The organism is Streptomyces sporangiiformans, assembly GCF_005768555.2.
In the GTDB taxonomy this organism is placed as follows: Bacteria; Actinomycetota; Actinomycetes; order Streptomycetales; family Streptomycetaceae; genus Streptomyces; species Streptomyces sporangiiformans.
The window spans coordinates 1-1,080 of sequence record NZ_VCHX02000221.1 but is presented as its reverse complement, the minus strand read 5'-3'; the positions used below and the strand labels follow the sequence as shown (position 1 = coordinate 1,080).

Sequence of the window (1,080 nt, the reverse complement as noted above, 5' to 3'; positions counted from 1 at the left end):
GGCCCTGGAGGGCTGGGACGCGGCGGAGAAGCTGGGGGAGCCGGGTTCGTATCCCTACACGCGTGGTGTGTATCCGTCGATGTACACGGGTCGGCCGTGGACGATGCGCCAGTACGCGGGTTTCGGTACGGCGGTGGAGTCGAACGCCCGCTACAAGCAGCTGATCGCCAACGGCACGATGGGTCTGTCGGTCGCCTTCGACCTGCCCACCCAGATGGGCCATGACTCGGACGCGCCGATCGCGTCGGGTGAGGTCGGCAAGGTGGGTGTGGCGATCGACTCGATCGACGACATGCGGGTGCTGTTCGGCGGGATCCCGCTGGACAAGGTGTCGACGTCGATGACGATCAACGCGCCCGCCGCGCTGCTCCTGCTGCTGTACCAACTGGTGGCTGAGGAACAGGGGGTCGCCGCCGACCAGCTGACGGGCACGATCCAGAACGATGTGCTCAAGGAGTACATCGCGCGCGGCACGTACATCTTCCCGCCCAAGCCCTCCCTGCGCCTGATCGCGGACATCTTCCAGTACTGCAGGGCCGAGATCCCGAAGTGGAACACCATTTCGATCTCCGGCTACCACATGGCCGAGGCGGGTGCCTCGCCGGCGCAGGAGATCGCGTTCACGCTGGCGGACGGTATCGAGTACGTGCGCACGGCGATCGCGGCGGGGATGGACGTCGACGACTTCGCGCCGCGGCTGTCGTTCTTCTTCGTGTCCCGGACGACGATCCTCGAAGAGGTCGCCAAGTTCCGTGCCGCGCGCAGGATCTGGGCCCGGGTGATGAAGGAGGAGTTCGGCGCGAAGAACCCGAAGTCGTGGATGCTGCGCTTCCACACGCAGACGGCGGGTGTGCAGCTGACGGCCCAGCAGCCGGAGGTGAACCTGGTCCGGGTGGCGGTACAGGGCCTGGCGGCGGTGCTGGGAGGCACGCAGTCCCTGCACACCAATTCCTTCGACGAGGCGATCGCGCTGCCCACGGACAAGAGCGCCCGTCTCGCCCTGCGTACGCAGCAGGTGCTGGCGTACGAGACGGACGTGACCGCCACCGTGGACCCCTTCGCGGGCTCGTACGTCGTCGA

The 1,080-nt window shown here is 67.0% G+C and carries 1 protein-coding gene; it reads left to right on the top strand.

Features of this window, described 5'->3' with window-relative positions; translation table 11 throughout:
• Positions 1-4: 4 nt before the first annotated feature.
• The coding region (locus tag FGD71_RS34985; RefSeq protein ID WP_240436917.1) for an acyl-CoA mutase large subunit family protein at positions 5-1,080 on the top strand (1,076 nt) is incomplete at its 3' end.